The organism is Succinispira mobilis DSM 6222 (assembly GCF_000384135.1).
GTDB lineage: Bacteria > Bacillota > Negativicutes > Acidaminococcales > Succinispiraceae > Succinispira > Succinispira mobilis.
The window spans coordinates 1,228,934-1,247,917 of record NZ_KB913028.1; the positions used below are offsets into that span (position 1 = coordinate 1,228,934).

Here is an 18,984-nt window from a genome sequence, read left to right on the forward strand (position 1 = left end):
TAGGAGGGATATATGGATGTTTATGCTTTAGTAGGTCAAAGTGGAACAGGCAAAAGTCATCGTGCATTGATGGTAGCCTACGAAAATTATGCCGATGGTATTATTGATGACGGGCTTTTGATAAAAGATACTAAAATTTTAGCAGGATATTCTGCTAAAAATGAACAAAACAAAATACAAGCAGTTAAAAGAGCTATATTTTCAGAAGAAAACCACGTACAAGAAGTAAAGTATGCTCTTGAGACAGGAAATTTTAAGCGAATATTAATTTTAGGTACTTCCATAAATATGGTAAATAGAATTGCAAATCGTTTAAATTTACCTAAACCAAGTAAATATATATTTATAGAAGATGTTGCATCCTCGAAGGAAATAAGTAAAGCAAGACATGCTCGTCTTAAAGAAGGAAAACATATAATTCCTGTACCAACAATGGAACTGAAACCACATTTTTCAGGGTACTTAATTGACCCGTTGATTGTGTTATTTAAAAAAAATAAACTTAATAGAAAAAAGCTAGGAGAAAAATCAATTGTACGACCTGCTTTTAGTTATTATGGGAAAATTTTAGTTGAAGATGCTGCTCTAGAAGATATAATAAAACTTGAATTAAGAGAAAATTCAGCAGTTGATACAGTTAGCAGTTTAGAAATTATGCGTTGGGACGAAAACAGTTCTTTGGCAATCAAAATTACTTTGAATATAATCTATGGTAAGTATTTACCTGCGGTTGGAAAAGAGATACAATATACGATAAAGGACAAACTTGAATATTTTACGGGCATGTATGTACATAACGTTGATATCGTTGTGGACCGTTTAATTAAAGAGTCTAATAATACAATGGAGGAAATTTAAAATGCAAGACAAGAAAGTACTTTTTTCAGGATATGCTAAGTTGCCTACAGGAATTACAGCGAGTGAGATGTATAAAGTAATAGGCATTATAGTAGTTGTCGATATGAAAACTGGATTTATTGAAAATGCTGATTGTACACTCGCTACAAAAACAGCAAGAGATCATGTATGTAGACACATTGTGGGTTATAATCTATCTAATGGACCAGAGGGTTTACAAGAAATTTTAGAAGATGTTTATCAAGGCAGTGCAAAGAAAGCAGTAACAACTGCTATTAGAATTATTTATGACAAATATAAAAGCTATAAAAATGGTGATACACAAGAGCAATTGTCTTAGTAACAAGAAAGGTTGAAATATGAATTTACAATTAAAAAGATTAAAAGAACTATCTGAAGTTGCTGGAGTTTCTGGGAATGAACATCGTATAAAAAATTTACTGAAAGACAGATTGCTTCCAGTAAGTGAAGAAATTTTTTATGATAAATTAGGCAGTGTTATTTTTAAATCTAAAAATAATTCTGACGAGTTGAAAATAATGTTAGCCGCACATATGGATGAAGTTGGCTTTATGGTTAAAACAATTACTGCTGAAGGGTTTTTGAGATTCACCTGCCTAGGTGGTTGGTGGGAACAAGTAATGTTAGGTCAAAGAGTCATTGTGCATGCAAAAACTAAAGATATTACAGGCGTAATAGGTTGTAAGGCACCACATATATTAACACCTGAAGAAAGAAAGAAAATAGTTGAAAAAAAAGATATGTATATTGATATTGGGGTAGAATCACAAAAAGAAGCTGAAGCACTAGGTATCTATCCCGGAACGTTTATAACTCCATCTGTCCAATTTGAAGTTATGGCTGATGAAAACTACTTGCTAGGAAAAGCGTGGGATGATAGGATAGGTTGTGCTATTATGGCTGATGTAGTAGAGGCTTTGTCAGAAAAAGAACATCCAAATACTATTTATGCAACTGCTACGGTTCAAGAAGAGGTTGGTTTGCGCGGGGCTCTAACAAGTGCGAATAAAATATCTCCTGATGTAGCTATTATTATTGATACTTGTGTTGCTGGAGGTGTGCCTGGAGTTACTAAGGAACAAGCGAGTGCAGAAATCGGCAAAGGTGTTGCCATTACAATTTACGATGCTAGCATGATTCCTAATACAAAATTAAGAGATCTTGTTTTAGATATAGCTAAAGCAGAAAAAATAGATCATCAAATAAGTTTTTCAGAGGGAGGAGGCACAGATGCAGGGCGTATTCATATGCAAGACATAGGTGTTCCTAGTATTGTTTTAAGCATTCCAACTCGCTATATACACAGCCATCAGGGAGTTATTCATAAGCATGACTACGAAACTGCGATTCAATTAATACTAGCTGTGATTGGCAAACTAGATAACATTTGCTATAATACTATAGTACAGTACTAGCTGTACTGATATCGATAATATAGGAGGATGTATTTAATGCAAAAAACTTTAGTACTTGTTAAACCTGATGGTGTAAAAAAATCTTTGATTGGCGAAGTGGTAGCACGTTTTGAACGTCGGGGTTTAAAAGTTTGTGCCTTAAAATTAATGCAATTAACTGAAGCTCAAGCTAAAGCTCATTACGCAGAGCATGCAGAAAAACCATTTTTTGGTGAATTGGTAGATTTTATTACTTCTGGACCAGTAGCAGCGATGGTAATTGGTGGCGAAAACGCTATTAAGGCTGTACGTACTATGATGGGAACTACTAATCCGGTTGATGCTGTCCCTGGATCTATCCGTGGCGATTATGCTCTTTCTATTGCTGAAAACATAGTTCATGGATCAGATAGTGAAGAAAGTGCTGCAAAAGAAGTATCAAACTTCTTTAAACCAGATGAGATTTTATTTTAAATAAATAAAAGTGGTGATGAAATGAAGGTTTATACAAAAACGGGTGATAAAGGTACGACCAGTCTATTAAGTGGTGAGCGTGTAGAAAAAGATACTTTGCGTGTTGATGCTTATGGAACTGTGGACGAACTAGATTCTGTTTTAGGTATGGCTAGAGCTTTTGTAAAACGTGAAGATGTGCGTGAAACTATTTATAGCTTACAAAAACTTTTGGGAATGCTAATGGCTGATGTTGCTAGTTTAAAGCTAGAGCAGCCATATATTACTACTGAACATGTAAATATTTTAGAACAAACCATCGATAAATTTGATGCATTACTACAGCCTCTAACGAAGTTTTTAGTGCCAGGAGATACACAAGGAGCGGCAATGTTAGATTTAGCAAGAACTGTAACCCGCAGAGCAGAAAGACGTTTAATAACTCTTTCAAAACAAGAAGCGGTTAATCATAATGTGCTTGTTTGTCTAAATCGCATATCTGATCTTTGCTTTATTCTTGCACGTGTAGAAGTTGAAGTAAAATAAAAAGGAATTGTCGTAAGAAAGCTTTTGGGCTCTCTTAATGACAATTCCTTTTTTCGTTATTCTGTTTTACTTCATTAACTTTGCTATTAATTTAGCAAAATCTACGGGATTTTCTACCGTTAACCCTTCTAATAATGTTGCTTGTCCATAAAGTAATTTGCAATAATCTACGAATTGTTCTGATTGCGCATCAACTTCAAAGGTTCTTTTTAAAGTCTTAAATATTTCATGGTTAGGATTTAATTCTAAAATTTTTGTAGCTTTTATTTTGCTATCTTGAACATCAGCCAAAATTTGTTCCATCGAAATGCTAATACCCGAATCAGAACTAATAAGGCAAACAGGACTTGATTTTAGACGATTGCTAATTCTAACTTCATCAACTTTTTCTGTTAGAGCATTTTTTATTGCTTCTAATAAATCTTTATTTTCATTAATAAGTTTGTCTTGACTAGCTTTATCTTGTTCTGTTTCAAATTTTGAAAGATCCAATTGACCGCGGCTTATAGACTGAAACTTTTTACCAGCATATTCAGCAAGCATGTCAATTGCAAATTCATCTACTCGATCTAAGAAATACAATATCTCTAAGCCCTTTTCTTTTAAAACTTCAATTTGTGGTAAACTGTCAATTGCTTGGCGATCTTTTCCAGTAGCATAATAGATAACATCTTGTTCTGGTTTCATATTAGCCACATATTCAGCTAAAGTGATCAACGAGTCTTCAGTGACACTTCTCGAACTAGGAAATAGAAGAAGTTCTCTTAATTTTTCGTGACTAGAATAGTCTGCATAAATTCCATGCTTAATAGCTTTGCCAAATTCTTTGAAAAATTTAAGATACTTATCCCGTGAATTTTTTAGCATGACCTCTAGATTTTTTAAAATTGTTTTTTCCAAATTTTTTCCGATTTTCTTCAAAGTCTGATTTTGTTGTAAAATTTCTCTAGAAATGTTTAATGAAACATCTGGAGTATCAATTATACCTTTTACAAAACGTAGGTATTCTGGCAAAAGTTCTCGACAATCATCCATAATAAAAACATTCTTAGAATATAATTTTATGCCAGTAGTATGTTCTTTTTGATAAAAATCATATGGGGCATGTTCTGGAATATATAGTAAAGTTATATATTCAAAAACCCCCTCAGCCCGAGTATGAATTACATCCAAAGGATCTTGCCAATCTAAAAAAAGATGTTTATAAAGCTGGTTATACTCATCCGGTTTTATATCATTTTTATTTTTAGTCCATAAAGGTGCCATCGAATTTAGTATTTTTAATTCCTGTTTAGTTTCAACTGAATCAGATTCTTGAACAGGGATGTCAAACAACATTTTTATTGGAAAGCGAATATAATCAGAGTATTTTTTTACTAAAGTTTGCAAAGTTTGTTGATTGAGATAATTTTGTTCGTTGTTACTATCTAACGTATGTTCTTCTTTTAAATGTAAAGTGATAGTTGTTCCGCAACTCTCTTTACTAGCTGGTTCAATATTATATTTGCCATCGCCAGTTGATTCCCATTTAAAGGCTAAATCGGTTCCAGCTTTTTTAGTTAAAAGCGTAATTTTATCTGCAACCATAAATGCAGAATAAAAACCAACCCCAAATTGCCCGATTAATTCAGTCGCATTAAGATGTTCATGATTTTGCAATTTGTCAATAAATTCTTTGGTTCCCGATTTGGCTATTGTACCAATATTCGCAATTAATTCTTCTTGGGTCATTCCAATGCCGTTATCGCTAATAGTAAGGGCTTTGTTTTTTTGATCTGGGACTAAGAATATCTCATAATTAGCATCCTCCGGAACTAAATTAGTCTCCGTTAATGCTGCAAATCTAAGCTTATCAATAGCATCGGAGGCGTTAGATATTAATTCTCTGAGGAAAATCTCACGATTGGTGTAAATAGAATTAATCATTAATTGCAACATTCTTTTTGTTTCAGCTTGAAATTCATAAGTAGTTGACACAGTATCACCTCAAATAAAATATAACTAGCACTCTAACTCCGCGAGTGCTAGTTATATGATACACACATTAACGAAAAAGGTCAAGAGGTAAGTTTGTTTATGAATCTTTAAGGCGTTCTAATACTAACTTATAACCATCTGCACCATAATTTAAACAGCGCTTAACTCTGGAAATTGTCGCTGTACTGGCGCCAGTTTGCCTTATTATTTCTTCGTAAATATAGCCTTCTTGTAGCATTTTGGCTACTTGCAAGCGTTGCGCTAGAGATTTTAATTCTCCTACCGTACCAACATCTTCAAAAAATTTATAGCACTCTTCTACATTTTTTAAAAGTAAAATACTTTTAAAAAGCTGATCTATTAATTCATCTTTTAATCTACTATCCATAATAATCATCCTTTATAATTTATCTAAATAAATTTTATATTAAATCCGTAATTTAAGCAATCCTTTAACTGTTTAAAATGCAAAACAATTTATAAAAAATATTTAACTTTTATATTGACAAAAATAAAAAAAAACTATACAATAAACAACATAGCAAAATAAATGCAACGATTGTTTGTAAACATTGTAGTTGTATTTTATAAAGAAATTCATCCAGAGTAGCTGAGGGAATGGCCCGATGAAGCTACGGCAACCATCCAATAAGGAACGGTGCCAATTCCAACGGAATACAGTATGTGTTTCGGCAGATGAAGATGATTAACGTAATAGTTAGCAATCTCTTCATCTGTATGAAGAGATTTTTGTTTTTTTAGTCAATAAAAAAAGAGGTGAGGATTTTGATTAAGATTAAAAATTTAAAAAAGACTTATGAAAGCAAATCAGGCAATATTTATGCTCTTAAAGATATTTCCCTGGAAATAAAGAAAGGTGAAATATTTGGAATTATAGGTCAAAGTGGTGCGGGAAAGAGCACATTAATCAGATGCATCAACAGGTTAGAAGAACCAACATCGGGGAATGTAGTGGTTGCTGGACAAGATATTACCCAACTCAGTGAGTTCGAATTACGCAAAGCTCGATATGAAATAGGAATGATTTTTCAGCATTTCAACTTACTAGCTTCACGAACTATCTATGAAAATGTTGCTTTCCCTTTAGAAATACAAGGTGTAAGCAAAAGAGAAATTGAAGAAAGAGTCAAGCCGCTCTTAGAACTAGTTGGTTTGGGGGAAAGGGCTAACTATTACCCTTCGCAACTCTCCGGTGGTCAAAAACAACGGGTTGGTATAGCAAGAGCTTTAGCTTCTAATCCGAAAGTTTTATTGTGTGATGAAGCTACTTCAGCATTGGATCCACAGACAACAAAATCAATTTTAGAGCTCTTAAAAGACATTAACAAGAAATTTAATTTAACCATTGTGCTAATAACTCATGAAATGCAAGTAATTAAGGAAATTTGTGATAAGGTAGCAGTGATTGAGGGAGGAACAATTATTGAACAGGGTGAAATACTTGAAGTTTTTACTAACCCACAACAACAAACTACTAAAGAATTTATTAGTGTAATTAATAATCAAGAATTACCTGCAGTTGTTAAGCATTTAAAATTATCGCCTACACCAATCGAAAATGGCAATTTAATTTTGCGCTTAGCTTTTATCGGCTCATCTACTGAAGAACCGATAATCTCTGGAATAATCCGTCGTTTTGATGTCAATACAAGTATTTTATATGGTAATATTGATTATATCAAAGACGTTCCCTATGGAACACTTGTGGTTGAACTTGCTGGTGAAGGAACTAATATACAAAAAGCCCTAATTTATTTGAAAGAACAAAACTTGAAAACGGAGGTAGTTGGTTATGCCAGAAGAACTAATACAGCTACTGCTTGAATCTTTAGCAGAAACATGTTACATGGTTGCAATATCTACATTCTTATCAACTATGTTTGGAGCACCCTTGGGAATCATTTTAACTGTTACAGATAAAGGGCATATTTTAGAAAATAAAGCATTTAATAATATTTTAGGAAATATAGTTAATGCGACTCGCTCGGTTCCTTTTATAATCTTAATGGTAGCAATTATTCCACTAACTCGAATGATAGTTGGCACTTCTATCGGAACTACAGCGGCAATAGTCCCCTTAACCATATCTGCAACGCCCTTTATTGCTAGAATAATAGAGGGCGCTTTAAAAGAGGTACAATATGGAGTTATTGAAGCAGCTCAAGCTATGGGAGCAACACCATTACAAATAATTATCAAAGTGTTAATTCCTGAAGCAATGCCGGCTATTATTTTGGGGATTACTTTAGCGATTATTAGTCTAATCGGCTACTCTGCAATGGCTGGTGCTTTAGGTGGCGGCGGTTTAGGTGACCTGGCAATAAGATACGGTTATCAACGTTTCCGTATAGATATTATGATTATCACGGTTTTGATTTTAATTGTTCAAGTCCAATTAGTACAATCTTGTGGTGATTATTTAGCAAAAAAATTCAATAAAAATAAATTATAAGGGAGATATTTAAATGAAAAAATATTTTATAATCTTTTTGGTTTTAGTTGCCAGCCTATCTTTAACAGCTTGCGGAAATAATTCTTCAGAAAAAAAATCCAATGCTCAGCCTTTAAAAATAGGAGTTACAGCTGGACCACATGCTGAAATCATGGAAGTTGTCAAAAAAGAAGCTGAAAAAAACGGTTTAAAAATAACTGTAGTTGAATTCAATGACTATATCCAGCCCAATGTTGCGCTAAGTCAAGGTGATATTGATGTGAATAGTTTTCAACACAAACCATATATGGATTATATAGTTAAAGACCGAAAATATGATTTACACTCTGTAGCTAACACAGTTATTTTCCCGATGGGCTTGTATTCAAAAAAAATAACTGACTTAAAAAACATTCCGGAAAACGCGGTAGTTGGAATACCTAATGACCCTACTAACGGAGCGCGCGGTTTATTGCTTTTAGAAAAAATCGGCTTAATAAAACTAAAAGAAGGAACTGGAATTAAAGCTTCTCCAGCAGATATTATAGCGAATCCCAAAAACATAAAAATTAAAGAATTAGATGCAGCAATAATTCCTCGTTCTTTAACGGACCTAGATCTTGCAGCCGTGAATACCAATTATGCAATGCCAGCTGGTTTGAATCCAGCCAAGGACGCTCTTTTTTTAGAAGACAGTAATTCACCTTATGTAAATATTATAGCTACTAGTGGCAAAACCAAAAACGACCCAAGAGTTCAAGAATTAATAAAAGCTTATCATTCTCCGGAAGTTAAAAAATTTATTGAAACAAAATATCAAAAATCAATTATTGCCGCTTGGTAATATCTTAATAACTTGACATAAGTATCCATCTATGCTATTTTTAAGTTGTTTAAAAGTTTTAAAAAATTAAATAAAAAGACTAGGGGATCTGGTGTACCAGCTGAGATGAAATTTAAAATTTCGAACCCTTTGAACCTGTGCTATTAGTATAGCCGTAGGAAAGTCTAAATATTTTATGAATTGTAAAATATTAGAGAGTTGCCTACATGGCAGCTCTCTTTGTTTTATATTATTTTTTAGAAAGAAGGATTTATATGAATGTACGGAAATTTATTTTACTCTCTTTGTTAGTTGCTATTGGCTTTGTTTTATCACCGATTTTAAGAGTTCCAGGAATGGCTCCCATGCAGCATTTTATCAATGTCGTTACCGCCGTATTGCTTGGTCCGAGCTACGCTTTTTTGGGCGCTATAGCCATATCTGTTTTGCGAATGATGCTTCTAGGTATTAACATTTTGGCTCTTACTGGTTCAGTTTTCGGAGCTGTTTTAGCAGGTCTTATTTATAGACGTACAACTAAAGTTTGGGGTGCTGTTATTGGTGAAATTATTGGCACTGGAATTATTGGCGCGATAGTTTCTTTTTATGCAGTTAGCTTTTTATATGGAAGTAAAGAAGTAGCCTTATTCACTTTTGTACCTTCTTTTATTCTAGGAACGCTTATTGGTACAACAGTTGCCTACGTTTTTCTAGAAAAATTGTTATCTAGTGATATGCTTGAAAATATACATAAACAATTAGAAAGGTAGGGTACAAAATGTTTTTGGGAAATTCTACTTATAAATTCGCTGAAATAAAAGAGCTAGTTGATAAATCAAAACCTCTAGTCCATTGCTTGACTAACAATATTGTAATTAATGATACAGCTAATATCATCTTAGCTGTAGGCGCTAGTCCCATTATGGCTGAAAATCCAGCAGAAGTATTCGAAATTGTTAGCCAAGCAGACTCTTTACTAATTAATATTGGTAATATCAACGAAAGTCGTATAGAGAGCATTTTTATTGCTGGTTTAGCGGCCAAACAAAGTGGAGTTCCTATTGTTTTTGATCCAGTAGGTGTCGCTTGTAGTAAATTTCGCATTGAACTAGCAGAAAGAATCATTCATGAACTACAACCTCAGATTATTAAAGGAAATATGTCCGAAATAAAAAAATTAGCTCTAATGGAATCGCAAAGTCGCGGCGTAGACGTTGCCTTATGCGATACTATAAATTCATCTACAATTGAAGTTAACCTACATATAGTTTCAAAACTTGCCGAAAAACATAATTGCACTGTTGTAGCTACTGGAATGCATGATCTTATTGCTAACAGTACAGAACAATATGTTCTTTCTAATGGTTCTAAACTCTTAGAATCTGTAACAGGAACTGGCTGCATATGTGGAGCTCTAATAAGTGTTTATGCAAGTACGCGCGAGTATACTGCGGCTAGTTTATTAGCAATATCAATACTAAATATTGCCGCTGAACTGGCAGAACATGATGTAAGGCGTGACAATTTAGGTATTGGTAGCTTTAAAATAAAACTTTTTGATTATATTTCAAAGATAACATTAGATACTATAAATAGTAGGAGGAAAATAAATTGGATAAAATAGACTATAGCTTGTACTTAGTAACAGATAGCAATCTATTTGTTGATGATACTGCTTTGCTTTTTGCAACAGAGCAAGCACTTAAATCTGGTGTAACTTTAGTACAGTTACGCGAGAAAAATTTAACAAGTATAGAATTTTATAGATTAGCTATTAAAATGCGAGATTTAACTGCTAAATATAGCCGGCCTTTAATAATTAATGATCGCCTGGATATAGCGTTAGCAACTGCTGCAGATGGGGTTCACTTGGGACAAAGCGATTTACCGGCAGATGCAACTAGGAAAATTGTCTCTAAAGATTTTATAATTGGAGTTTCAGCAAAAACTCTAGAACAAGCATTAATAGCAGAAGCTGCCGGAGCTGATTATTTAGGAGTTGGGGCTATTTTTCCTACAACTACCAAAGTAATCACTAAACCAACGTCGATTGCTACTTTAAAAAACATTGTTCAGACTGTGAAAATTCCTGTTGTTGCAATCGGCGGAATAAATGTTGCAAATCTGGATAGTTTAATAGCGAGCGAAATTTCTGGAATTGCAGTTGTTTCAGCTATTTTGACTGCGAAAAATATTGGGCAAACAGTAACCCAACTGAAAAGTAAAGTAGCACTAATAAAAAACAATCTCTAAGCTTGTTGACACTATAATCAGGTAATGTTAAAATTAACAATGAATTTATTTTATTAAAATTAAAGTATTAGCCTTTGCGGATTGCCGTAAAGGCTAATAGCATTATTAGATTATTTTAATAAGGAGTAACTTTATGATTTGCACATTGAATTTGCGTTGTAGTGATTGCAAAAAGCTTTTCACAGCCAAAAAACATCTATATTATCGAAACAATTTTGCTACACAAAATTTTGCAGACATTCAATTGATTTGCGATAGTTGTTACAACAACTGGGAATCTTTCTGGGAAATTACTAGTGCCAGTTTTAGAGAAGAAAACTGCTACTATTATGTTGATATTCTATTAGCTAATGGAGAAGAGTATGTCAATCTTGATTGTACACCATTAGATGATATTATAGTTACCAATATTGATATGCCTTTAGCGGCTAAAAAACATTTATTTGCTCTTTATCAGTTATGGCTAGATGAAAAAAGAAAGGATCTTTTAAAAGAATGTATTTTTAATGAAGAATTTATGAAAACAACATTTACTTGTACAACTTATGGTGGAATTGAGTTTAAAGATATTGCTTTTCGATTTAATCGTAAAGGTGAATTAGAAGTTGAACGTGAAGTAGATACGAAAATATTAGAGCAAGTTGCTGAAGCCTGGCAATTATACGAAATAACTGGTAATAATCATTTTAAAAGTAAATAAAAAAGCGGAGGAATAAATGACAGAACTAATAAATGAGGTAAATAGACGAAGAACTTTTGCAATTATTTCACATCCTGATGCCGGTAAAACCACCTTGACAGAAAAGCTACTTCTGTACGGAGGCGCGATTCATTTGGCTGGAACTGTAAAATCGCGAAAATCTCAAAAACATGCCGTTTCTGATTGGATGGAGATAGAAAAGCAACGTGGAATTTCAGTCACATCAAGTGTTTTGCAATTTGATTATTCTGGTTTTAGAATTAATATTCTTGACACTCCTGGACATCAAGATTTTAGTGAAGATACTTACCGTACATTAATGGCAGCAGACAGTGCTGTAATGTTAATTGATATTGCAAAAGGTGTGGAAGAACAAACAAAAAAATTATTTTGGGTTTGTAAAAAACGTAAATTACCGATATTCACATTTGTAAACAAAATTGATAGGTTTGGCAGAACACCATTTGATCTAATGGATGAATTGGAGAAAGTACTTACTATAAATGCCTACCCAGTTACTTGGCCAATTGGCATTGAAGGAAATTATATTGGAATATATAATCGCCTTACTAAAGAAGTTGAACTATTTGCAACTGATAATCGGCGCGGACAAAAACAATTACTTTCAACTAAAGGGTCTTTAGAAGATGTAAAGATGAAAGATTTAATTGGACCAGAGTATTATGAGAATTTGCTTGCCGAAATAGAGCTTTTAGATATGGCTGGAGACTCTTTTGATGTTGAGAAAATTAAAGCTGGAGAGCTAACCCCGATGTTTTTCGGCAGTGCAATGACTAATTTTGGTGTTCAAGCATTTTTGGATAAATTTCTCGAACTCTCACAACCGCCATTGCCACGAGTAACAAAAAATGGTTTTATAGAACCAACTGATGAAAACTTTTCTGCATTTATTTTTAAAATCCAAGCAAATATGAATCCAGCACATCGCGATCGTATAGCCTTTATGAGAATTTGCTCAGGAAAATTTGAAAAAGGCATGAGCGTGTATCATGTCCAAAGTGGTAAAGAAATAAAACTTTCGCAACCGCAACAATTTTTAGCGCAAGAACGAACTATAGTTGAAGATGCTTATTCTGGTGATATAATTGGTGTTTTTGATCCGGGAATTTTTGGTATAGGTGATACTTTGTGCTTAAGTAAAGAAAAACTTCAATTTGAAGATTTTCCTGTTTTTCCCCCTGAACAGTTTGCACGTGTCCAACCCAAAGATACAATGAAAAGAAAACAATTTGTTAAAGGCATGATACAGCTGGCGCAGGAAGGTGCTGTTCAAGTATTTCGTCAACCTGACATAGGAATAGAGAGTTTTGTAGTTGGTACAGTTGGCAGTCTTCAACTAGATGTGCTTGAATATCGCTTGAAAAACGAATATGGAGCAACGTTATTAATAAATAATCTTAGCTATAGTCTATCACGTTGGATTTTAGGGGAAAAGAAAGATATCGATGCGATTAAAGGTATTGATAATGGTATGCTTCTCGTAGATACAAAAGACCGTCCGGTTATTTTAGTTAATAACGAATGGAGTCTTAATTGGCTTATCGAAAGAAACCCTAATTTAGAATTTTTAGTAGTTCCAACTGATGCAAGAAAAATATAAGATTTAGGTGTTGACAATTATGCTTACACAATCACGTGGAATAAGTTTATTTAAAAGAATTACGATGTTGGTAACTTTTATGATTTTATGTTCTCTATTAGTAAGCAGCACTTTAATTACGAAGCGTGTCCCCGATGTTTTTCAAGAAAAGCTAGGAAGCAGTGCCATGAGTGTAGCTGCAGTTGTATCTAATAACCAAAAAATTATCGAACTAATAAATTCTACACGCATCGAAGATTATATTCTAATGGAAGAGATAGTAAATGCTACTTCTAAAGCTACTAATTCTAATATAGCTGTTTTAAATATAAATAAACAAGTTATTTTAGAAAAAACCGCAACTGCTAACAAAGCAGAGTTTAATAAACAAATAATAGAAGCATTTAAACGTGATGATTTTTATGATAATATTGTAGATAGCAAGCAACGTTTGTTTTTTGCCGATCAAGTAAAAAACACAGTATATGGACCTCATGGTGAGAAGCTTGGTTATGTTTTTGTGGCATTCCCTAAAAATGTACTTTCGGACTTAACTAATGAAACAATTATATTGATAATAATTTCAAGTATAATTGGTTTATTTGTAGGTGTTGCTGGGGCTGTATATACTGCCAAAAGCATTAAAGATGTATTGTTAGGGCTAGAACCAGAAACTGTTGCTCAGATAGTTCAGGAACAACGGGCTATTTTAAATTCAGTTCGCGAAGGAGTTATAGCGAGTGATCGACATGGCAGAATAACTCTTTTAAATGCTGTAGCACAAGATATATTTGCGCAAACTGGAATTAAAGAAAAAAATTATCTAGGAAAGAACATTAATATATTTTTTAATGATAGCTCTTTTTTGGAAGTATTAAGTAAGGGGAAAAGTATTTACAATGTAGATGAAAATATCTATGGTACATTACTGATTCTAAATATCTTACCCGTTAAGGTTAATAATGTAGTAGTGGGTGTAGTTGCAACATTTAGAAAGAAAACTGAAATCGAAGAGTTAGCCGCACAACTTACAGGTGTTAAAACCTATGCTGAGGCATTACGCGCAAATACGCACGAGTTTATGAATAAACTACATGTAATTTTAGGCTTAATACAACTACAAGCTTATGATGATTTAAAGAACTATATAAAAGAAATTGCGGACTATCAGCATGGTGAAATAACAAGAATTAATAAACATATAAAAAATGCTATATTAAGTGGTTTTATTTTAGGCAAAAGTAATCGAGCAAAAGAATTGGGTATTGAATTTATATTAGCTGATGATAGTGAATTGCATGCAAATATTCCCCACGATTTGACCCATAAGATAATTTTAATCCTAGGAAACCTTATAACCAATGCTTTTGATTCAATAACGCTTAATAAAACTTCGGAACAAATAGTATTTTTAACTATTAAAAACTATCAAAATGAGATTTTTATTATGATAGAAGACTCCGGTCCAGGAATGACGGAAGAAGTCTTGCAAAAAGCTTTTGACAAAGATTTTTCAACTAAAGGCCAAGAGCGAGGCATTGGTTTATATCTTGTTAAACAAACAATTAAAGAATTAGGTGGCAATATTGAAATAGATTCTAAACTTGGACAAGGTACAATTTTCACAATAAAATTGCCTCTATAAATAAAGGAGTGTTAAGTGTGATTAGAATTTTAGTAGTAGAAGACGACCCGATGGTAGGTAAATTTCACGAGCATTATATTAAGCAATTAAAAGATTTTGAATTAATTGATACAGCAAGAACTAGTGAACAGGCACTGAAATTTTTAGAAAAACAGTCATATGACTTAGTTTTGTTAGATATTTTTATGCCTGGAATTGATGGTCTTCAATTATTGAAAGAAATTCGTAATAAAAATTTCAATGTTGATGTAATTGTCATTTCGGCAGCTAATGAAAAAGAGCAGATTCAAACTGCTATGCGCTTTGGCGCAGTTGATTATATTATTAAGCCATTTGAGTTTGAAAGATTTAATTTAGCGCTAAATAATTATAAACTCCGAAGGACCAATTTGGAAAATTTAACTCAAGTGAAGCAAGAAGATTTAGACAAAAATTTAACAATTAAGGAAACCCCTTCCGATACAAATGTTCCTAAAGGACTAGATAAAAACACCTTAAAATTAATTTGGGAAATAATTTTAAAACAAGAAAACATGTTTACTACTGATGAAATAGCCTCTTCGGCTGGAATTTCCCGTGTTTCTATAAGAAAGTACTTAGAATTCTTCAAATCTTTAAATGTTCTGTCTTTAGAACTACATCGAGGTTCTGTAGGCCGACCAATCTATAAATACAAGTGTTTAGATAAATCTTCTTCAATAATTAATCATTATGTAGAGTAAGGAAAAAAATTATGTTAGCTAAAATATTAGGTATAAGTGTTGCTTGTTATACCATGCAAGAAACTATTGATTTTTTATTAAAAAGACTTTTGAATCAGCAAAAGACTTTCGTGGTAACAGCTAATGCTGAAATTATAATGCTCGCCCAAAACAATAAAGAGTTTAATAGAATAATAACAAAAGAAGCAGAACTAGTATTACCAGATGGGGCAGGAGTGGTCTTAGCTGCACGTTATTTAGGATATCATATGCCAGAACGTGTTGCAGGGTGTGATTTAGTATCTGAAATTTTAAAAGTAGCCGCGGACCAAAATTTAAAAGTTTATTTTTTGGGTGCTGCACCAAAAATTGCACAAAAAGCTAGTGAATTATCCATTGAAAAAAATCCCGGTTTAAAAATTGCGGGAGTTCGCGATGGATTTTTTTCTGATGCAGATGTTCAGGATATAATAGATGCCATCAATGCTAGTGAAGCTGATATCTTGCTAGTAGCATTGGGGGTACCTAAACAAGAAATTTTTCTTAATCAGTATCGTGAACAATTAAAACCCAACTTACTGATTGGAGTTGGTGGCACATTCGATGTAATGGCTGGAAATGTAAAACGTGCACCAGTTTTTATGCAAAAAAACAATTTAGAGTGGCTATATCGTTTTTTAATGCAGCCTAGCAGATTCTTAAGAATTTTAGCAATTCCTAAATTTATTTTTAAAGTATTTTGCAGTAAATTATTAGACAAACAATAATATATATACTATAATAATATCTTGATATAAATATTTTAAAAGTAATATGAAAGGTAAGGTGAGTGAATGGTAAAAGCTCCCATTGTTAAAGACGGTCATTTTATTATAGCTTTTTTCTTGGTTTTAACAACAATAACTGCTATTTTTGGCGATATATATTGGAGCATTATCCCCGGTGTATTGGTATTATTCTTTATGTTTTTCTTTAGAAACCCAAATCGAAAGGTAATTTTAGATGATAAACTATTATTGTCGCCCGCAGATGGGATGGTTATGGGTGTCGAGGATATTTATGATGAAGAATTTCTTCAAGAACCAGCTACAAAAGTAACAATATTCTTGTCTGTGTTTGATGTTCATATTAATAGAAGTCCTATGCGTGGCGAAATTAAATATCAACGTTACACTTGTGGCGGATTTCGTCCAGCATACAAAAAATCTGCTTCCTTTGAAAATGAGCGTCATGCCATTGGAATTGATAATGGAAAAATAAAAATTCTAGTAATTCAAGTAGCTGGTTTATTAGCTCGAAGAATTGTTTCTTGGGTAACTTTGGGACATAATATCGAACAAGGACAGAGATATGGGATGATCAAATTTGGTTCAAGTACAGAATTAATATTGCCTAAAAATGTTACAGTTTTAGTAAAAAAAGGAAAAAGAGTTATTGGTGGTAAAACTGTAATTGGAAGGATTGATTAAATTTGCGAAGTGTAATTCCTAATGCGTTAACCTCATTAAATTTGATTTTCGGAGTGTTATCAATTTTATCAACTATTAAAGCTGACTATTGTTTGGCTGGTATTTATATTATTTTGGCTATGATTGCTGATGCTTTAGACGGGAGAGCTGCGCGTTACTTCGGTGTAAGTGGTGATTTTGGTAAAGAACTTGATTCACTGTGTGATTTAGGCTCTTTCGGAGTAGCACCGGCAATTTTAATTTATCAGCATTCTTTATCTACCAATGGTAATATTGCCATTGGAGTAATACTAATGTTTGCTGTTTGTGGAGCGATGCGTTTAGCACGTTTTAATGTTAACGTTTCAACTGTACAAGGCTTTTTTATGGGGATGCCAATCCCTGCAGCAGGATGTATGATAGCTACATTTGTAATTGCAGATTTGCAAGGTCTAAGTCCTACTATAATTTTGTATTCAGTCTTAGTTTTAGGATATTTAATGGTAAGCAATATAAAATACCCTGATTTTAAGGGCAAAGGAAATCCTATTAAGCCTGTATCAACAATAATTACAACTTTTAGTATGCTTTACATTGTTTATTTGCTTGGCATAGAAAATATTTATCGAACAATTCCTTTTTTAGTGTTTCTGTCATATTCGCTATTAGGGATATTTAATAGTGTCTATTGCTTAGTATTTGCAAAGCGCTAAATTTTCTTTGTAAATAAAAAAAGAAAACGTATGGAATACCATAACGTTTGCCAAATTAAAGGGGAGTTTATTTTAATGGTACATTTTTTTGACTTGATAATGTTGCCACTGCAGTTTTTAATTGTTTTTTTCACTTTGTATTATTTCACAATATCTTTCTTTGGAATGTTTAAAAAACAGGAAGAAAAAATAAAAACACCTAAAACTACTTTTGCGGTTATTGTAGCTGCACATAATGAAGAGACTGTTATTGGACAGTTGGTAGAAAATTTGCATGTGTTAAATTATCCAAATGAACTGTACGATATCTTTGTTATTGCTGATAATTGTAAAGATAATACAGCAAAAATAGCTTCAAGAGCAGGCGCTTTAGTTCATGAGCGGTTTAACGATCAAGAAAAAGGCAAGGGTTTTGCTATGGAGTGGATGTTTGATCGATTGTTTAAAATGGAGAAAAAATATGATGCTGTAGTTGTTTTCGATGCAGATAATTTAGTTCATCCAGATTTTTTAAAGGAAATGAATAATCGTTATCTCAAAGGTGAGAGAGTTATTCAAGGTTATTTAGATTCCAAAAATCCGAATGATACCTGGATAGCAGGGGTTTTTTCTATTTCTTTTTGGGTTGTAAATCACGTATGGCATTTAGCAAAATATAATCTTGGCCTGACAAGTGTTTTAGGCGGTACGGGTATGTGTATTTCTACTGAAGTTCTACGTGAACACGGTTGGGGTGCAACTTGTTTAACCGAGGATATGGAGTTTACCATGAAAGCTTTGCTTAAAGGAATTCCTACAACTTGGGCACATGATGCTATTGTGTATGATGAGAAACCTTTAACTTTTATTCAATCCTGGAAACAAAGAAAACGTTGGGCTCAAGGGCATTTTGACGTTGCGGGTCGTTACTTTTTTAAAATTTTAAAAGCGGGACTTTTAAAAAGAGATATTGTTTTATTAGATGCTTTAGTGCATTTATTCCAGCCGTATTTTCTTTTTATCTCAACAACATTTGTTTTATGTAGTTATATATATAACTTTATTCCTTTTTATACAAATGTTTTATATCAAATATTACCATGGGAAGTTTGGACTATCATTGCCGTTGGACAATATATTTTCCCAATGATTATTTTAGCTAAAATTCACGCTTCATTGCGTTCTTGGTTATATTTAGCCTTATACCCGCTATTTATTTATAGTTGGATTCCAATTACGGTATTAGGATTCATTCATCGACATGATCATGAATGGAGTCATACAGAGCATACACGTGGGATATCATATCAAGACGTGCTAATCCCCTCTTCTTCCGAAATTGGACCTAAACAAGTTGTATTTAGTAAAAAAGAAGTTTAGCAATTTATAAAAAAACGAGCCTTTTTGTAAAAACACAAATT

21 protein-coding genes and 2 riboswitches are annotated in these 18,984 nt (G+C 33.0%); of the genes, 19 read left to right on the forward strand and 2 right to left on the reverse strand.

Annotated elements, in window-relative coordinates; genetic code table 11:
• The first annotated feature begins 12 nt into the window (after positions 1–12).
• Genes SUCMO_RS0105875 through SUCMO_RS0105895 form a run of 5 tightly spaced genes read left to right on the forward strand, consistent with a single transcriptional unit; the run spans position 13 to position 3,272 of the window.
• Positions 13–858 carry an Asp23/Gls24 family envelope stress response protein gene (locus SUCMO_RS0105875; RefSeq protein ID WP_019879648.1) on the forward strand — a complete coding sequence of 282 codons (846 nt, stop codon included), beginning with the start codon at positions 13–15 and terminating at the stop codon, positions 856–858.
• A 1-nt stretch (position 859) separates the two neighbouring features.
• Positions 860–1,198: a DUF3870 domain-containing protein gene (locus SUCMO_RS0105880; RefSeq protein ID WP_019879649.1), complete on the forward strand. Its 339-nt coding sequence runs from the start codon at positions 860–862 to the stop codon at positions 1,196–1,198.
• 19 nt (positions 1,199–1,217) lie between these two features.
• The gene (locus tag SUCMO_RS0105885; protein ID WP_019879650.1) at positions 1,218–2,294 is read left to right on the forward strand and encodes a M42 family metallopeptidase; all 1,077 of its coding nucleotides are present in this window, start codon (positions 1,218–1,220) and stop codon (positions 2,292–2,294) included.
• A gap of 36 nt (positions 2,295–2,330) precedes the next feature.
• Entirely contained in the window at positions 2,331–2,747 is a 417-nt protein-coding gene (ndk, locus tag SUCMO_RS0105890) for a nucleoside-diphosphate kinase (protein WP_019879651.1), read from the forward strand.
• 21 nt (positions 2,748–2,768) lie between these two features.
• Positions 2,769–3,272, forward strand: coding sequence for a cob(I)yrinic acid a,c-diamide adenosyltransferase (locus SUCMO_RS0105895; RefSeq protein WP_019879652.1), 504 nt, complete (start codon positions 2,769–2,771; stop codon positions 3,270–3,272).
• Positions 3,273–3,338: 66 nt separating this feature from the next.
• Here SUCMO_RS0105895 and htpG read toward each other — a convergent pair whose 3' ends face one another.
• Positions 3,339–5,249, reverse strand: a complete 1,911-nt coding sequence (gene htpG, locus SUCMO_RS0105900; protein WP_019879654.1) for a molecular chaperone HtpG — start codon at positions 5,247–5,249, stop codon at positions 3,339–3,341.
• 97 nt (positions 5,250–5,346) lie between these two features.
• A complete protein-coding gene (locus tag SUCMO_RS0105905) occupies positions 5,347–5,637 on the reverse strand; it encodes a YerC/YecD family TrpR-related protein (protein ID WP_019879655.1) in 291 nt (96 codons plus the stop codon).
• A gap of 206 nt (positions 5,638–5,843) precedes the next feature.
• Positions 5,844–5,952, forward strand: a riboswitch (SAM riboswitch).
• 83 nt (positions 5,953–6,035) lie between these two features.
• On the opposite strand from SUCMO_RS0105905, the gene SUCMO_RS0105910 reads away from it, so the two are divergent.
• The 14 genes from SUCMO_RS0105910 to SUCMO_RS0105975 all read left to right on the forward strand — a co-directional run bounded on the left by SUCMO_RS0105910 (position 6,036) and on the right by SUCMO_RS0105975 (position 18,943).
• A complete protein-coding gene (locus SUCMO_RS0105910) occupies positions 6,036–7,094 on the forward strand; it encodes a methionine ABC transporter ATP-binding protein (protein WP_019879656.1) in 1,059 nt (352 codons plus the stop codon).
• Positions 7,063–7,722 carry a methionine ABC transporter permease gene (locus tag SUCMO_RS0105915; RefSeq protein WP_019879657.1) on the forward strand — a complete coding sequence of 220 codons (660 nt, stop codon included), beginning with the start codon at positions 7,063–7,065 and terminating at the stop codon, positions 7,720–7,722. The genes SUCMO_RS0105910 and SUCMO_RS0105915 overlap by 32 nt, the downstream gene beginning before the upstream one ends.
• A 13-nt stretch (positions 7,723–7,735) precedes the next feature.
• Positions 7,736–8,545 (forward strand): MetQ/NlpA family ABC transporter substrate-binding protein, encoded by an 810-nt coding sequence (locus SUCMO_RS0105920; RefSeq protein ID WP_019879658.1) that lies wholly within the window; start codon positions 7,736–7,738, stop codon positions 8,543–8,545.
• 71 nt (positions 8,546–8,616) lie between these two features.
• Positions 8,617–8,723, forward strand: a riboswitch (TPP riboswitch).
• A 76-nt stretch (positions 8,724–8,799) separates the two neighbouring features.
• A complete protein-coding gene (thiW, locus tag SUCMO_RS0105925) occupies positions 8,800–9,294 on the forward strand; it encodes an energy coupling factor transporter S component ThiW (protein ID WP_028953910.1) in 495 nt (164 codons plus the stop codon).
• Positions 9,295–9,302: 8 nt separating this feature from the next.
• Positions 9,303–10,148, forward strand: a complete 846-nt coding sequence (thiM, locus tag SUCMO_RS0105930; protein WP_019879660.1) for a hydroxyethylthiazole kinase — start codon at positions 9,303–9,305, stop codon at positions 10,146–10,148.
• The gene (gene thiE, locus SUCMO_RS0105935; protein ID WP_019879661.1) at positions 10,136–10,777 is read left to right on the forward strand and encodes a thiamine phosphate synthase; all 642 of its coding nucleotides are present in this window, start codon (positions 10,136–10,138) and stop codon (positions 10,775–10,777) included. Before thiM ends, thiE begins: the two co-directional genes overlap by 13 nt.
• A gap of 133 nt (positions 10,778–10,910) precedes the next feature.
• On the forward strand, positions 10,911–11,477 hold the full coding sequence (locus SUCMO_RS0105940; RefSeq protein ID WP_019879662.1) for a hypothetical protein: 567 nt from the start codon (positions 10,911–10,913) through the stop codon (positions 11,475–11,477).
• 16 nt (positions 11,478–11,493) lie between these two features.
• Positions 11,494–13,098 carry a peptide chain release factor 3 gene (locus tag SUCMO_RS0105945; RefSeq protein WP_019879663.1) on the forward strand — a complete coding sequence of 535 codons (1,605 nt, stop codon included), beginning with the start codon at positions 11,494–11,496 and terminating at the stop codon, positions 13,096–13,098.
• 19 nt (positions 13,099–13,117) lie between these two features.
• Positions 13,118–14,722, forward strand: a complete 1,605-nt coding sequence (locus tag SUCMO_RS0105950; RefSeq protein WP_019879664.1) for an ATP-binding protein — start codon at positions 13,118–13,120, stop codon at positions 14,720–14,722.
• 17 nt (positions 14,723–14,739) lie between these two features.
• A complete protein-coding gene (locus SUCMO_RS0105955; protein ID WP_019879665.1) occupies positions 14,740–15,444 on the forward strand; it encodes a response regulator in 705 nt (234 codons plus the stop codon).
• A gap of 11 nt (positions 15,445–15,455) precedes the next feature.
• Positions 15,456–16,190, forward strand: coding sequence for a WecB/TagA/CpsF family glycosyltransferase (locus SUCMO_RS0105960; protein ID WP_019879667.1), 735 nt, complete (start codon positions 15,456–15,458; stop codon positions 16,188–16,190).
• A gap of 66 nt (positions 16,191–16,256) precedes the next feature.
• Positions 16,257–16,892 carry a phosphatidylserine decarboxylase family protein gene (locus SUCMO_RS0105965; RefSeq protein WP_019879669.1) on the forward strand — a complete coding sequence of 212 codons (636 nt, stop codon included), beginning with the start codon at positions 16,257–16,259 and terminating at the stop codon, positions 16,890–16,892.
• A 2-nt stretch (positions 16,893–16,894) separates the two neighbouring features.
• Entirely contained in the window at positions 16,895–17,584 is a 690-nt protein-coding gene (pssA, locus tag SUCMO_RS0105970; protein ID WP_019879671.1) for a CDP-diacylglycerol--serine O-phosphatidyltransferase, read from the forward strand.
• Positions 17,585–17,659: 75 nt separating this feature from the next.
• On the forward strand, positions 17,660–18,943 hold the full coding sequence (locus tag SUCMO_RS0105975) for a glycosyltransferase family 2 protein (RefSeq protein ID WP_019879673.1): 1,284 nt from the start codon (positions 17,660–17,662) through the stop codon (positions 18,941–18,943).
• Positions 18,944–18,984 lie beyond the last annotated feature (41 nt).

What these genes read in the sequence shown, in the direction of transcription:
- SUCMO_RS0105875 (WP_019879648.1), top strand. Translation starts at nt 13, where the DNA reads ATGGATGTTTATGCTTTAGTAGGTCAAAGTGGAACAGGCAAAAGTCAT.
- SUCMO_RS0105880 (WP_019879649.1), top strand. Translation starts at nt 860, where the DNA reads ATGCAAGACAAGAAAGTACTTTTTTCAGGATATGCTAAGTTGCCTACA.
- SUCMO_RS0105885 (WP_019879650.1), top strand. Translation starts at nt 1,218, where the DNA reads ATGAATTTACAATTAAAAAGATTAAAAGAACTATCTGAAGTTGCTGGA.
- ndk (WP_019879651.1), top strand. Translation starts at nt 2,331, where the DNA reads ATGCAAAAAACTTTAGTACTTGTTAAACCTGATGGTGTAAAAAAATCT.
- SUCMO_RS0105895 (WP_019879652.1), top strand. Translation starts at nt 2,769, where the DNA reads ATGAAGGTTTATACAAAAACGGGTGATAAAGGTACGACCAGTCTATTA.
- SUCMO_RS0105905 (WP_019879655.1), bottom strand. Translation starts at nt 5,637, where the DNA reads ATGGATAGTAGATTAAAAGATGAATTAATAGATCAGCTTTTTAAAAGT.
- SUCMO_RS0105915 (WP_019879657.1), top strand. Translation starts at nt 7,063, where the DNA reads ATGCCAGAAGAACTAATACAGCTACTGCTTGAATCTTTAGCAGAAACA.
- SUCMO_RS0105920 (WP_019879658.1), top strand. Translation starts at nt 7,736, where the DNA reads ATGAAAAAATATTTTATAATCTTTTTGGTTTTAGTTGCCAGCCTATCT.
- thiW (WP_028953910.1), top strand. Translation starts at nt 8,800, where the DNA reads ATGAATGTACGGAAATTTATTTTACTCTCTTTGTTAGTTGCTATTGGC.
- thiM (WP_019879660.1), top strand. Translation starts at nt 9,303, where the DNA reads ATGTTTTTGGGAAATTCTACTTATAAATTCGCTGAAATAAAAGAGCTA.
- SUCMO_RS0105940 (WP_019879662.1), top strand. Translation starts at nt 10,911, where the DNA reads ATGATTTGCACATTGAATTTGCGTTGTAGTGATTGCAAAAAGCTTTTC.
- SUCMO_RS0105945 (WP_019879663.1), top strand. Translation starts at nt 11,494, where the DNA reads ATGACAGAACTAATAAATGAGGTAAATAGACGAAGAACTTTTGCAATT.
- SUCMO_RS0105950 (WP_019879664.1), top strand. Translation starts at nt 13,118, where the DNA reads ATGCTTACACAATCACGTGGAATAAGTTTATTTAAAAGAATTACGATG.
- SUCMO_RS0105960 (WP_019879667.1), top strand. Translation starts at nt 15,456, where the DNA reads ATGTTAGCTAAAATATTAGGTATAAGTGTTGCTTGTTATACCATGCAA.
- SUCMO_RS0105965 (WP_019879669.1), top strand. Translation starts at nt 16,257, where the DNA reads ATGGTAAAAGCTCCCATTGTTAAAGACGGTCATTTTATTATAGCTTTT.
- SUCMO_RS0105975 (WP_019879673.1), top strand. Translation starts at nt 17,660, where the DNA reads ATGGTACATTTTTTTGACTTGATAATGTTGCCACTGCAGTTTTTAATT.